This is a genomic window from Paenibacillus sp. EKM211P (assembly GCF_011066175.1).
GTDB lineage: Bacteria > Bacillota > Bacilli > Paenibacillales > Paenibacillaceae > Paenibacillus > Paenibacillus polymyxa.
Window position 1 is genome coordinate 38,661 of record NZ_JAAMNS010000003.1, and the last position, 14,466, is coordinate 53,126.

Consider the following 14,466-nt stretch of genomic DNA (forward strand, 5'->3'; position numbering starts at 1 on the left):
CGAGTCACTGCTTTCTTTATTTATTTGGTCTAATCTAACACCGTTAGATTGAACCTTACAGTGTTAGATGTTATCATGAATTAATAAATCTGTAAAGAATAAACTTACACTGTTAGATTAAAGGGCGGATAACCGATGAAAAAGCAGCAACCTCAGATTTCGGAAGATAAGATCTTAGAAGCTTCGTGGGAGCTTCTAGGGGAGGATGGTATCGAGAAATTCAGCTTGAGACGATTGGCCGATCGGCTGGGAATTCAGGCTCCCTCTCTATATTGGTACTTCAAAAGCAAGCAGAATCTCTATCAGCGTCTGGCCAACCAGGTATCGAAAACGATTCTGGAGGAGTTTCATTCCGAGGGGGACTGGAAGGAGCAACTGAGGGAGCTGGCGGTAACGATGCGGAGTGTACTGTATCGGTACCCCTGCTCCACGCAGCTCATGATGATGACGCTGCCCCACGAACCGGACATCATCCGGTTCACCAACCGTATGCTGCTCTGCGTGGAGTCGGCGCCGCTTGAGCAAGAGCAGAAAATGCAAGTGGTTACAACGCTTGTGAACTATGTCTCCTACTTCGTCCTGGACGATTATCAGCATGAACGTAATGTCTCCGCGCTCCTTAAGGATAAGGACAAGGGAGCACTTCCGGGTGAAGAGATGGTTCACCTTCTGGATTCCATGAGTGAGACAGAAGTAGGACTATTCCGGCGGATGTTCAAAAATGGGCTGTTCGAACTGATGGGAACCGATAGAGCGTTCGAGTTCGGATTAAAGCTGATTTTGTTGGGAATTGAGCAGGTGATCAAGGAGCAGGAAAGTAGTATGTAAAAAAACCGCCCATCCATTATTGGATGGGCGGTTTTAATTAGGTTTGCGTTTACTCTAAATTGTTATTGAATATATAATCCCACGACACAATTAGGTTGAAATCCTATATAAATCGGTTGAAAATGTTGATTTTACCAATGGACAAGGCTTTGTACAATAGAGTTGTAGCGCTTACATTTCCAAGGAGGTTGCGGCGAAATGAAGAGACTTCAGGTGATTGGCAAGCAAATCAGGACCCCGAGATCAAAAAGGAGGCCGTGTTGATGAAATTTAAGGGAATATTGGCGGCGTTTTTGTTTTTAACCACAGCGTCTGTGTTGTTTGGGGCGCATACGGCAGAGGCTCATGAGCTATCTAATGACAAGCTGACAATCCAGACAGGAGAGCATGGGGAAATTTCATCTATTCGTATCAAAGGAGATGCTTTTCCGACGGAATATGTCATGAACGCATCGGTGACACCTGAGCAGAACACGGCAGATCATCAGTGGCTAGGGGAGCTGATGTTCACGTACCGACTGGATGAAGGTAGCTGGACGAAGGCATGGACAAATAAGTCGGCAGACGCACGTAAGATTACGACCAGCGGCAACCGTGTTACGGTCACGTATGAGAACTCAAATAATGCAGAAGGCATACGCAATTTTAAAGTCATTGAAACCTATTCAGCGGAGTCGAATGGTTCAGTACTGTGGAATATACAGGTACAGAATACGAGTGGCAAAAAATTAGAGATTGGCGATTTTGGATTGCCTTTACCTTTTAATGAGCAGTGGACCAATGGTGATGCGATTTATGAAACGAGAGTCGTGACGCATTCCTTCGTCGGCAATAACAGCTCCTATATTACAGCTGGGCGCCCCAGCGGCATTGGTTCTTCCCTGCTTTTGATTCCTGATTCCACCACAGGTGCTGGTTTTGAATATCAAGATCATTGGCGAGATGAGGAGCATCCGGGCAGCAAGTGGGCCTGGAATCCGGCCAACGAAGGCAAATGGCTGGAGGGATTGAATGTATTTTATATTCATTCCAATGTCATCAAGTCCACCAACCGTGGATATTTACCCAACACAAGCCTGATCCTGAATCCCGGTCAAAGCAAAAACTATGGCTTCAAGTTTCTGGCGGTGAAGGACGAGCATGATGTAAAGGATACGTTGTATCAAGAAAACTTGGTGGATACTACGGTCGTACCAGGCATGATTGTGCCTACGAATCAAAAGGCGAAGGTGGATCTGCGTACCAAGCAAACGATCAACAAGGTGACCTATCCAGACGGAACCGTTATTCCGCAGACGGATAGCAAGGCCGGAGGACACCACATTTATGAACTGAAATTTACTAAGCTGGGCCCGAATTTCATTACGGTGGAATACGGCAATGGCAGCAAAACGGTTTTGCAATTCTATGCCATCGAGCCGATTGATCAGGCGCTACAACGGCACGCTACCTTTATGGTAGACAAAACCCAGTGGAACGTGCCAGGTGATTTGCGCGATAAGGTATTTGACGATTGGATGATGCATACCAAATCCAAACGCAACATTTTCAACGGCTATTGGGGCTGGGGGGACGATTGGGGTCTGACCCACGGACAGTTCCTGGCTGAGAAAAACACGCTTTCTCCAGTCGCCAAAGAGGTGCGGGCCGTAGACGATTATTTGGAGACGGCAATTTGGACGAATCTGATGAATGGACATCATGAGGACTATTTAATTCATGATTTCCTGATGCCGGAGCCAAATGATACACCGACCTACCGGGGATATGCATACCCGCATGTATACAACACGTATTTCAGTATGTATAAGATTGCCAAGGAATACCCGGATCTCGTCACTTACAAGCATCCGAAGGAAACCTATTTGCTGCGGGCCTATAACATTTTCAAAGCATTATATGAAGGACCCGTTGCGTACAACTGGGAAACAGGTTTGATGGGTGAGCTGACCACACCGGATATTATTCAGGCCCTGCATGATGAGGGCTACGATGATGAAGCGAATGATCTCAAGGAAAAAATGGATCGCAAATATAACAATTTTAAAAATACAAAGTATCCTTACGGTTCTGAATATAGCTACGACAATACAGGCGAAGAGGCTGTATATACGTTAGCCAAGCAGAATATAGATACAGAGGGCGAGCAAAGTAAAGCCCTGGAAATGATGGGGAAAATTAATGCCAAAACTCGTGCGTCACGCGGTCATATGCCTGTATGGTACTACTATACCGATCCGGTGACGATTACCGGGGAGAACTGGTTTAACTTCCAGTACACGACTTCACTTGCGGGATATGCGATGGATGACTGGATTCGTCATCATGAGGACAATCATCGCGAGGAGCAACAACGGCTGTCCTATGCTGCCAAAATTGCCAATGTCGGAGCGATTAACTCCGGGCAAATCAGCTCGGACCCTGAGAACATCGGGGCGGTCGCATGGACGTATCAAGCGGAAAAAGGCAATAACGGAACAAACGGCACCGGCGGCGGTAAAAACGTCCCGCTCTTTAACGGCTGGCGCGGCATGAGCGGTGAGGCTGACCTCGGATTGTTCGGTGCACTTAAAACCTTAAGCGCGGATATCGCGGTTGATCCGATATTCGGATTGACGGGCTACGGTGCAGAGGTGAGCAAAAGCGGTAACGTGTATACGATCAAGCCGCTGGACGGTTTGTTCAAACGGGTCAATTTGATCACGGAAAAGCTGTATATCGAGCTGGAAAAGGATCAGTATACTGAAGCCAAGCTGGCAACATCCAAGGATAATGTATGGCTTCAATTGAAAAATCAAACGCCGGGCCAAGCTCATTCTACGTACGTTACATTTGATGGTTTAAAGAAAGGAACGTACCTGGTTAAAGTGGGGGGACAATCGCAAGGCAAGTTTAATGCGTATGCACCAACCAATAAGCTTAAATTGGAAATTGGTACAGCATCCTCCTATACGGTAGAGCTGACACCAACCACACCAGATCCCAACAAAGCACCTGTCGTTGATGCAGGCAAAGATTCCAAGGTGAAGTTGCCGGATCAGATTATTCTGAAAGGTACAACTACAGATGACGGGCTTCCGCAAGGAAAAGTGACAAGCGAGTGGAGTCTGGTTGAAGGACCACAGAACGCGAAGGTCACATTCAGCAGCAAGACATCAATACGTACGAAGGTGGATGTTTCCGAGCCAGGAACGTATATCTTCAAGCTGACAGCCAGCGATTCCCAGTTATCAGGAGAGGCTAAAGTAACTGTGATCGCTGAACCGGCGGCACCGTTACCTGAACGGCTTGCCGTTTACAAGTTTGACGAAACAAGCGGTGCTCTTGCTGTAGATTCATCAGATAGCGGCAATGATGCTACCGTTAAGGGGACCGTGGCATGGGCTGCGGGTAAAACAGGCAATGCTGTCAGCCTGAACGGCAAGGACAGCTATGTGCAGCTTCCGGCAGGAATTGTCAGTCGGGCACAGCAATTGACCGTATCCGGCTGGGTCAAAGCGAACAGCCTGAGCGATTATGTGCGGATTTTTGACTTCGGCTCCGGGACCAATGAATATATGTTCCTGACCCCTAAAGCCGGGAACCGGATGCTATTTGCCATTACGAATCAGGGTAACGGGCAAGGACAGGAACAGACGATTGATGCCCCTGTATTGCCGACAGGCGTATGGAAGCATGTTGCGGTCACGCTTTCGGGCTCCACAGGTATTTTGTACGTGGATGGGAAAGAAGTGGGACGCAATACCAACCTGACCTTGAATCCAACCAGTCTGGGACAGACGAAAAATAATTTTATCGGTAAGTCCCAGTACCCTGATCCATATTTCAATGGTCTGGTGGATGACTTCCGGATCTACAGCCGTGCTTTGAATGCAAACGAGGTGGCAGGTCTGGCCTCTGGTACAGCACAGAGTCTGGTGGCAACTGAGGACATCACTGCGTTAAAAGAGGTGAATGTAACCACTCATGTGGGTGAAAAACCTGAACTGCCAAGCGTAGTGGAAGCTACGTATGGAGAAGGCTCCACCAAATGGGTAGCTGTGGAATGGGAGGATATAGACCCTGCACAATATGCTGCTCCAGGTTCGTTTGAATTGAAGGGCAAAGTGGAAGGGACAGAGTTGAAGGCAATAGCCAAGGTAACCGTAATGGAGGCAGGAGCCGTGGCTTCACCGGCAACATCAGTTAGCCCGGAGACTTCAACAACTCCGCCAACTACGACATCTCCGGTAACATCTGTCTGGCCGCCTCGGCTTATCAGCCCAGCTAAATCAGTGGGAGTATCCTGAGTGGGAGGCAACAACGCATAGTCATGGCTAATCTTTCCCATCGTCACTTTCTTCCTGTAAAGGGGAGAGTGGCGATGGGTATCCTTGCATTTGAGGTGTAAAGCTGCGAACAAAAAGGTGAATGGGGGACAAAGTATGAGCAAGATTACATTTCTGGGTGCAGGCAGTACGGTATTTGCTAAAAATGTACTTGGCGATTGTATGTTGACGCCTGCTTTGCAGGGCTTTGAACTGGCATTGTTCGATATTGATCCCGTTAGGCTGAAGGATTCGGAAAATATTTTATCCAATTTGAAAAAAACGACGGGGAGTACCTGTGTGATCCGCTCTTACACTGATCGCAAGGAAGCACTGCGTGGAGCAGCCTATGTAGTAAATGCCATTCAGGTGGGCGGCTATGATCCGTGTACGATTACGGATTTTGAGATTCCTAAAAAATACGGTCTGCGCCAAACGATTGCCGATACAGTCGGCATTGGCGGCATTTTCCGCAATTTAAGAACGATTCCGGTGATGCTCGATTTTGCAGCAGACGTGCGCGAAGTATGCCCGGATGCACTGTTCCTCAACTATACAAATCCGATGGCTGTGTTGACGAATGTAATGAACGTACACGGCGGTGTCCGGACAGTAGGGCTGTGTCATAGCGTACAGGCGTGTATACCGGAGTTGTTCAAAAGTCTTGGACTGGAGCAGGCAGGGGTAAAGGCGAAAATTGCAGGTATCAATCATATGGCATGGCTGCTCGAAGTGAGCAAGGACGGGGTGGATTTGTATCCTGAGATTAAAAAGCGGGCTGCCGCCAAGCAGCAGGAAAAGCATCATGATATGGTGCGCTTTGAAATGATGCTGAAATTCGGCTATTACATTACGGAATCGTCCGAGCATAACGCAGAGTATCATCCGTATTTTATCAAACGGACATATCCGGAGCTGATTGAACGGTTCAATATTCCTTTGGATGAATATCCGCGCCGCTGCGTAAGCCAGATTGAACGCTGGGAGACGATGCGTGAGGAACTTTTGGGCAATCAGGATCTGCGCCACGAACGGTCGAACGAATATGCTTCTTATATATTTGAGGCAATTGAAACCAATCAGCCTTTTGCCATTGGCGGTAATGTGATGAATACAGGTTTGATTACCAATTTGCCGAAGGAAGCCTGTGTGGAGGTGCCCTGCCTGGTGAATCGTAATGGGGTTACGCCGATCTTTGTCGGGGATTTGCCACCCCAATGTGCTGCACTGAACCGAACGAATATCAACACCCAACTATTAACGATTGAAGCTGCGATTACGGGGAAAAAAGAACATATTTATCACGCCGCTATGCTGGACCCGCACACTTCAGCTGAGTTATCCATGGATGATATCATTTCTCTGTGCGACGACCTGATTGCAGCGCACGGGACATGGCTTCCCGCTTATGTGTAAGGGAGGCCAATGAATGGGGGGCCGGGGTCGTCAAAAGTTCGCCGGAATTCCTACGATCCGTGTGAAATTTATCGTATTGACGCTGGTACTGACCGTCATTCCGATGGTGGTGCTGACCTTTACCTTTTACCGGATTGCGGCCCATTCTCTTGGTGAGAAGTCAGAAGCACTGGCAATGCAGTCCCGGCAAATGAGTGAAAATTACGTTAATGCGACACTCTCCGATTTGAATGATCTAACCAACGCCATTCTCAGCAATCCTGATGTGCAGTCCACACTGGAGACCAAGCCGGAAGATGATTATGAATACTTGCGGAACGACGAAACACTCAGCATGGTCGTTCGTACGCAAACCCAGACCAAGCCGTATATCACGTCCTCGCTCATCTATGCCGCCAATGGCGGACTCAAACATTCTCTCTATCAAGGGAATGTTTCGGTCCGTTTTGGCGGCCTTCCTACATTAAAGGAAGCACGTGTGTACTACCGCCGTCTGCTCGCCGAGCAACCTATGATGTGGATGGCTCATCCGCCGTTTGAATCAGGACGCGGGATGGCGGAGGAGCGTATATACGTCGGGAAGCTGCTGCGAAAAACGACGGGAGATTATGAGCCACTTGGATTTTTGCTGTTGGAAATCGACAAGGCCAGTCTGTTTCGTGGGCTTGCTTTTCATGAAACAGACAGCAATACCCAGATGTGGGTGCTCGATCAGGAGGGCGAGCCTGTATACCGATTGCCGGAGCAGAGCATTGCGGACCCAGTGCTATTGCGACAAATCGCCAAATCTGCTGTGGATAGACCCGTGCTTACGAAGGACTGGAGAACATGGAACGGCCGCCAGACGATGATTTCCTACGGACCGTTAAACGAGGGACAATGGACACTCCTACAAAAAGTCGATCAGTCCGTGTTATTCGAGGATGCGCGACAAATTGGGGCCTGGACCATCTGGACCTTTTTGATTGCACTGGTGTTGGGCTGGATGCTGTCTTATCGGCTAAGTGATACAATTCGTCGCCCCTTGCTTCAATTGAGCCGATTAATGGCAGTGGATGGGAGTGTGACCACCACGGCCTCAGCCCAAGCTCCTGAAGCTCCTGCTTCCGTTGTATTTAACCCTAAGGATGAGGTAGGGCAGATCGGGGAGCGATTTCTTCATATGATGCAAAAAAATCATGAGCTGTACGGGCAAGTATACGAAGCGTTGCTGTCGCGCAAACAGGCCGAGTTTCGCGCGCTTCAGGCGCAGATTAATCCGCATTTTCTGTACAACACACTGGAGTCACTGAAGGGAATGGCGCTGGCGAATGGGCAGCGGGATATGGCAGAGGTGATTGGTGCCTTCGGTAAATGCTTTCGCATTTCGCTAAGTTATGGTCGAGAGCAAATCAGTTTGGGACAGGAAGTCGAGCATGTAAGCGCCTATGTAAAGGTACAGCAGTTTAGGTTTCGGAATTCGTTCGAGTGGATATGCGAAGTCGAGGAGGATATTTGCGGGTTTTACGTACCCAAGCTGATTCTCCAGCCACTCGTTGAAAATGCCATTTACCACGGTTTGAAAGGGCGTACCGACCGCGGCTATATTATGTTATCCGGTGCGAGGGAAGGCGATGCTTTGCGTTTAACGGTCAGTGATGATGGGGGCGGTATTGGAGCCGAGCGTCTGGACGATATTCGGAAATCGCTAGATGCCGAGCGGGGGAGTGCGATTGGCTTTGGACTCCGCAATGTACATGAACGTCTTCGGCATTATGGTCCCCAATATGGTCTGTCTGTGACAACCGAGCTGGGTCAGTACACCTCGGTTACCTTACTGGCACCCATTCGAACCGAATAAGAAAGGGGAGATGGCATGTACCGGCTGCTGATTGTGGACGACGAATATCATATTCGGGAAGGACTGAGGCTGATGGTGGCGGAAAGTGGCCTGTCAGTGGAAGTCAGTGATATGGCGGAGAACGGCGCAACGGCATTACGGTTGTATACAGAGCGGCGACCGGACATGATTTTACTGGATATTAATTTACCGGATATGAGTGGGCTGGACATAGCCAAAACCATTCGGGAAAAGGATCAGCAGACCCCGCTGTTATTCCTGACAGGGTACGAATCCATGACGTATATTCGTCAGGCCGTTTCGCTTCAAGCGGTTGATTATTTACTCAAGCCAGTGACAAGCGAAGACTTTGAAGCGGCTCTGAGACGGGCTGAGGATCGCATTGCGCAATGGCGTAGAAGCGAGGAGGAAGCTATTCACCGTCATCGTTCATTGGAGCCATTGTACAGGGAGCACTTGCTGCTGGATCTGCTCCAGCAGCGGCGCCCCGCAGCGGAGGTCGTTCAGGAGATGGACGGGCTGGGATTTTTCGACGAGACGAGCAGACCGCCTTATACTGTGCTGTGCTGTGAGCTGGAGGAGGCCTCGCAGCAGGTAGCATCCGCTCCTAGCGAGTCGCAGAGTTCCACCAATAAGAGCACACATGTATTCGCCGAGTTGGCTTGGGAGGCTGCGGCAGCAGCCGGGACGAAGGCGCATGGTGCGGCGGTTTCCCGTGATCGGCGTGTTGTACTGCTGGCGGCGGCATCTTGCAGGGCAGCGGAGCAGACGGCCCGGCAGATTCGTCAGGCGGTGCAGGAACGATTGAGCCAAGGGATGTCCATTGGGATTAGCCGTCCCGTACAACGGATGGAGCAGCTTCCTGAAGCATATGAGGAAGCAGTACAGGCTGTGGAGCATCGGGGGTGGGTGGGCTATAGCCAGATCATCCCCTTCGAGAGCATTCAGGCGGCTGAGCCGAACAGTAGTCATTTGCTGGAGAAGGAATTGCTGATGATTACGGAAATTCGTGCCGGCAATGATGCTGCTGTACATGCGATTTTGCAGGAATGGTCTGGACAATTAGCGGGCTTGCCTGTCAATCAGGTGAAAATGATCGTCACTCAGCTTGTTCTGTTCGTTATGCGTATTGTTCAGAGCGATGCATCCGAAGGACAAACATCCATACAGCAGCAAGACCCATTATTGGAACTGTCCCGATTGCGGCACGGACCTGAGATGATTGATTATGTATCACGCTATTTTGTCCGGGTGGGTCGCCAAGTCCGGGAATCGCGCGAAAAGGGGATTCCGCGCAAATTCCAACGGGCCAAGGAATGGATTCGTGAGCACCTTCAGGAGGATGGGGGATTGAACCGTCTTGCAGCGTACATGAATATGAGTCCCAAATATTTGAGTGCCCGTTTTAAGCAGGTTACAGGTGAAAGCTTCGCTGAGTATCAGACGCGTGTGCGCTTCGAGCGAGCCCGGGAATTGCTGTTGGACCCGAATCGCAAGGTGGCAGAGGTGGCGGAGGCTGTGGGCTTCACAGATACGAACTATTTTAGTATTGCCTTTAAAAAGCATACCGGATTAACGCCAACGGAATTCCGCAAAACATTTTTGTAAACGCGCTGTTAAAAAAATCATACCAAAACAAAGAGAGTCTGGAGTCGTTAGGTGGTCGGCTTCGGGCTCTCGGCGCATAATAGGCTTGTAAGGAGAAACCAGTTCAGGAAGGGGCCGGTTGATTTGCGAAAACGAAGGTTACGGACATGGATGGCTCTGGTGATGACGGCGATGCTGACAGGGCTGACGGCGTGCAGTGGTAGCGCTGGCGAACCGGCTAATCCCAATGCGGTCGAACTCAAGTTTATGTACTGGGGGAGCAATGACGAAAAGCAGGCGATGGAAAAGATGATTCAAAGCTTTAATGCATCCCATCCGAACATTCGGGTGAAGGGCGAGCATGTTCCTGGTGACTACACCACGAAAATTAACACTTTAATGGCTGCCAATCAGCTTCCTGATATCGCCTACCTGGGTGATTCGCTCACGATGAAATGGGCAAGTGAAGGTAGACTCCTAGATTTATCCTCCTATTATGACGAATATCCCGAATTAAAAAACAAGCTCAAATCCTCCTATCTTTACAGCGAACCCGGCAAGTCTATCGGTAATTACACTGCTTTGGAAGTGATGCAGCTATTTTATAACAAGGAGTTGTTTACAGAAGCAGGGGTACCCGTTCCTCCGGCTGATCCTGAAAAAGCGTGGACATGGGATGAATTTCTGGAGATTGCCAAAAAGCTGACCAAGGATCAGAATAGCAAGCATCCGGGAGACAGCGGATTTGATCCGAAAAATATTGTGCAATACGGCTTTGCCTTTGGCAACGACCGCAGCTCCTGGGGGCCGCTCTTAGCAAGCAATGGCGGAGGTTTAACCGACAAAACAGGCAAGAAGTATACTCTGAACCGCCCTGAGTCGGTAGAGGTGTTTCAGAAGCTGCAAGATCTGGTTTTCAAGGAGCATGTTTCTCCTGATTTGATCCAACAGCAGGACATGCCGTCCAATACGATTCGGCTCCAGACCAAAAAGGTGGCTATGGTGGTAGACGGAACATGGTCCCTGCTCGATTTTTCAAACAACAAGCAGCTGCAATGGAGTATCGGCGTTTTGCCGAAGCTTAAAGAGCCCAAAACGATGATCGTTGCGGGGGCCACAGTTATTTTCCAGAGCACCAAGCACCCGAAAGAAGCGCTCGAATTTTATTTGTACCATAACAATCCTGAAAAGGTGGATCTGTTCAAGTCCGGTCTGTGGATGCCTATCGAAGAAAAATATTATACCGACGAGCAGGCCATCCAGTCGTGGACGAATAATGCAGCACATCCACCGGAATTTCAGCAGGCTGGCATTGAGTATGCCAGAGATTATGCGATCAAGCCGTCAACTTCGACTCTTCGCAACTGGCCTGATATTGGTTCCAAGCTGACCCCAGGGCTGGATCTAATCTGGACGAACAAGAAGACGCCGCAGCAGGCACTGGAAGAACTGGAACCCATTATTCAGCCACTACTTCAAGGAGTGTATCCGGATGAATAATGCGGCAGGACAGCTGCGAAAGGAGAACGGCCCATGAAGCGACCAAAATCAGGAATGATGCGCATGGAGCGAAACTGGGGTCTGCTATTCGCGCTGCCTGCCATCCTGGGATTAATGATATTTACGATTGGACCGATTGTGGCATCGTTCGTATTCAGCTTGACCGATTGGACGATTGGTGGACAGATGACCTTTATTGGATTGGATAATTACCGAACCATTTTGACCGAGGATACTACCTTTTCCCAATCCATGTTCGTGACCTCGTATTATGCACTGGGCAGCGTACCTCTAGGCTTGGCGGCAGCTTTTATCATTGCACTTCTATTAAATCAAAAGGTAAAAGGTTTGTCGGTGTTCCGCACGATTTATTATTTGCCTACCATTGTGCCGAGTATTGCCAACACGATGCTGTGGCTGTGGATGTTCAATCCTGATTTTGGTCTGTTGAATTCACTGCTGGAGAGTGTTGGCCTGCCGGGGAGCAAATGGATTTATGACGAGAACACTGCAATACCCTCGCTCATCATGATGAGCACTTGGGGGATCGGGAATACGGTCATTATCTTTTTGGCGGGACTTCAGTCGGTGCCCACCCATCTGTATGAAGCAGCTGAGGTAGACGGCGGCAATAGGTTTCACAAATTTTTTCATATTACGATTCCCTCGATGACACCAACCATCTTCTTCAATTTGGTTATGTCTTTAATTAGCACCTTTCAGGCATTCAATCAGGCGTATGTCATGACAAACGGGGGACCTAACAATTCAACCCTGTTCTATGTGTTCTACCTGTGGCGTACAGCCTTTACGGAGACGAAAATCGGCTACGCCTCAGCGCTGGCCTGGATCTTATTTTTCGTCATTATGGTCCTAACAGTTCTGATTTTCTCCACGTCCAAAAAGTGGGTTCACTATGAAGGGGGGGAACGTTCATGAATCAGGTTACTTCTTCTGTCAAACCTTCAGACACACCGCAACATCCACTTCCACAGCCTGAACGCTCCCGAAGTCCTGCTACCGCCGCCCGTTCCAAACCATTCCAAATCAGCCGCATCCTACTGTATATCGTTTTAATGATAGGCAGTGTTTTAATGTTGTTGCCATTTGTATGGCTCATTCGTAGCTCTCTGATGGGAACATCGCAAATTTTCGTATTCCCGCCAGAGTGGATACCCTCTCCTTTTCAATGGAGCAATTACCCAGAAGCGCTGACTTCGGTACCGTTCGGCAGGTATTTTCTGAATACGTTCATCATTGAGGTGTGTGTGCTGGCAGGAGTAATGATGACCTCGATTGTGTCGGCGTTTACCTTTGCCCGCCTGCGCTGGCCTGGACGTAATCTGATTTTTTCTCTGCTGATCGGATCGATGATGCTGCCTTATGCGGTGACGCTCATACCTACTTTCGTCATGTGGCGTGAACTGGGCGGGTTGAATACATTTCTGCCGCTGATTGTTCCTGCATGGTTTGGAGGAGGGGCGTTCAACATCTTTCTGATGCGACAATTTATGCTGACGATTCCGCGCGATCTGGACGAAGCCGCTTATATGGATGGAGGTACACCGCTAACTGTATTATGGCGCGTCATTATTCCTTTATCTTCGCCTGCATTGATCGTGATCGGGATATTTACCTTTATTGATGTGTGGAACGACTTTTTGGGCCCGATTATTTATTTGAGTGACGAAAAGCATTTTACACTGGCGCTGGGGCTGGCGACTTTTCGGGGATTGAACAATACCAATTGGCCTTACCTGATGGCGGCATCCAGCACGATTTTGGCTCCGATCGTCCTGATATTTTTTATCGGACAACGCTATTTTATTGAAGGCATCACACTGACAGGGATTAAAGGCTAAAAAGGAGGCTGATGTAGCTTTGGATAAACCCAACAGTTCAGCAAAACGGTTACAGGGTGTTCCAGGCAGACTGGCTCGGTTACGCTCGGAATTCCCGGCTCTAGGGATAGATGCACTACTTATTACACATGGACCCAATCGACGATATATGACCGGATTTACAGGCTCCGCCGGAATTGCGCTCGTTACGCAGGAAGAGGCTTTGTTGGTGACGGATTTCCGCTATATGTTGCAGGCAACAGATCAGGCAGCAGAATATTCAGTTATTCGGCATGAGGCACAAATCTTCCAGACCATCGCTGACCTTACAAGTAGATTGGGTGTTCGTAGACTGGGTCTAGAGAGCCGGCATGTCTCACTTCAACAGTCGGGACAGCTTCAAGCCGCACTGGGCTCGTTGGAATACGTGCCAACGGAGGATGTAATTGAACGGCTGCGTGACGTGAAGGACGAGGAAGAGATTCACACCATCCGTGAAGCTGCGCGCATTACCGATGCCGCCTTTACGGAAGTGCTGAATTATATTCAGCCTGGAGTTACAGAGCGGCGGATTGCGGCGGAACTGGAATATCAGCTCCGGCTCGCAGGCGCGGAATCAGGCGGTTTTGCGTTCATTGTTGCTTCAGGTGAACGCTCGGCCCTGCCCCACGGACTGGCCAGTGACAAGGAAATTGGTCAGAACGAGTTTGTCACGATGGATTTTGGCGCAAATGTGCGTGGTTATCTGTCTGATATTACGCGTACCGTATTCGTTGGAAATCCATCAGAACGGCACGAGGAACTGTATGCTATTGTGCTAGAAGCGAATATGACGACGATTGCAGGACTTCGCCCTGGCATGAGCGGTCGGGAGGGAGACAGTCTGGGGCGGAATGTGATTGCCTCCTATGGCTATGGAGAACAGTTTGGTCACGGATTGGGCCACAGCTTTGGCTTGGAGATTCATGAGCAGGTGCGACTGTCCCGTGAGAGCCAATCTGTGCTTGTACCGGGACATGTCATTACCGTGGAACCGGGCATTTATATTCCGGGCTTCGGCGGAGTTCGGATTGAGGACGATGTACTGATCACAGATGACGGTGCCAAGGTGCTGACTGCCTCGCCCAAGGAGCTGCTTTTGTTATAA

General features: G+C 49.4%; 9 protein-coding genes. All 9 read left to right on the forward strand.

Annotated features, from left to right (window positions below; translation table 11 throughout):
* The first annotated feature begins 135 nt into the window (after positions 1–135).
* The 9 genes from G9G57_RS06140 to G9G57_RS06180 all read left to right on the forward strand — a co-directional run bounded on the left by G9G57_RS06140 (position 136) and on the right by G9G57_RS06180 (position 14,466).
* On the forward strand, positions 136–828 hold the full coding sequence (locus G9G57_RS06140) for a TetR/AcrR family transcriptional regulator (RefSeq protein ID WP_016821438.1): 693 nt from the start codon (positions 136–138) through the stop codon (positions 826–828).
* Between the two features lie 263 nt (positions 829–1,091).
* Positions 1,092–5,117, forward strand: coding sequence for a DUF5695 domain-containing protein (locus G9G57_RS06145; protein WP_164964662.1), 4,026 nt, complete (start codon positions 1,092–1,094; stop codon positions 5,115–5,117).
* 135 nt (positions 5,118–5,252) lie between these two features.
* Positions 5,253–6,551: an alpha-glucosidase/alpha-galactosidase gene (melA, locus tag G9G57_RS06150; RefSeq protein ID WP_164964663.1), complete on the forward strand. Its 1,299-nt coding sequence runs from the start codon at positions 5,253–5,255 to the stop codon at positions 6,549–6,551.
* 13 nt (positions 6,552–6,564) lie between these two features.
* Positions 6,565–8,391 carry a sensor histidine kinase gene (locus tag G9G57_RS06155; RefSeq protein WP_164964664.1) on the forward strand — a complete coding sequence of 609 codons (1,827 nt, stop codon included), beginning with the start codon at positions 6,565–6,567 and terminating at the stop codon, positions 8,389–8,391.
* 15 nt (positions 8,392–8,406) lie between these two features.
* A complete protein-coding gene (locus G9G57_RS06160; RefSeq protein ID WP_164964665.1) occupies positions 8,407–9,999 on the forward strand; it encodes a response regulator in 1,593 nt (530 codons plus the stop codon).
* 123 nt (positions 10,000–10,122) lie between these two features.
* Positions 10,123–11,478, forward strand: coding sequence for an ABC transporter substrate-binding protein (locus G9G57_RS06165; RefSeq protein ID WP_238799265.1), 1,356 nt, complete (start codon positions 10,123–10,125; stop codon positions 11,476–11,478).
* Positions 11,479–11,511: 33 nt separating this feature from the next.
* Positions 11,512–12,417: a carbohydrate ABC transporter permease gene (locus tag G9G57_RS06170; protein WP_126666070.1), complete on the forward strand. Its 906-nt coding sequence runs from the start codon at positions 11,512–11,514 to the stop codon at positions 12,415–12,417.
* Complete coding sequence (locus G9G57_RS06175; protein WP_126666071.1) at positions 12,414–13,340, forward strand: carbohydrate ABC transporter permease; 927 nt, start codon at positions 12,414–12,416, stop codon at positions 13,338–13,340. Before G9G57_RS06170 ends, G9G57_RS06175 begins: the two co-directional genes overlap by 4 nt.
* Before the next feature lie 19 nt (positions 13,341–13,359).
* A complete protein-coding gene (locus G9G57_RS06180) occupies positions 13,360–14,466 on the forward strand; it encodes a M24 family metallopeptidase (RefSeq protein ID WP_164964666.1) in 1,107 nt (368 codons plus the stop codon).

What these genes read in the sequence shown, in the direction of transcription:
- G9G57_RS06140 (WP_016821438.1), top strand. Translation starts at nt 136, where the DNA reads ATGAAAAAGCAGCAACCTCAGATTTCGGAAGATAAGATCTTAGAAGCT.
- G9G57_RS06145 (WP_164964662.1), top strand. Translation starts at nt 1,092, where the DNA reads ATGAAATTTAAGGGAATATTGGCGGCGTTTTTGTTTTTAACCACAGCG.
- melA (WP_164964663.1), top strand. Translation starts at nt 5,253, where the DNA reads ATGAGCAAGATTACATTTCTGGGTGCAGGCAGTACGGTATTTGCTAAA.
- G9G57_RS06155 (WP_164964664.1), top strand. Translation starts at nt 6,565, where the DNA reads ATGGGGGGCCGGGGTCGTCAAAAGTTCGCCGGAATTCCTACGATCCGT.
- G9G57_RS06160 (WP_164964665.1), top strand. Translation starts at nt 8,407, where the DNA reads ATGTACCGGCTGCTGATTGTGGACGACGAATATCATATTCGGGAAGGA.
- G9G57_RS06170 (WP_126666070.1), top strand. Translation starts at nt 11,512, where the DNA reads ATGAAGCGACCAAAATCAGGAATGATGCGCATGGAGCGAAACTGGGGT.
- G9G57_RS06175 (WP_126666071.1), top strand. Translation starts at nt 12,414, where the DNA reads ATGAATCAGGTTACTTCTTCTGTCAAACCTTCAGACACACCGCAACAT.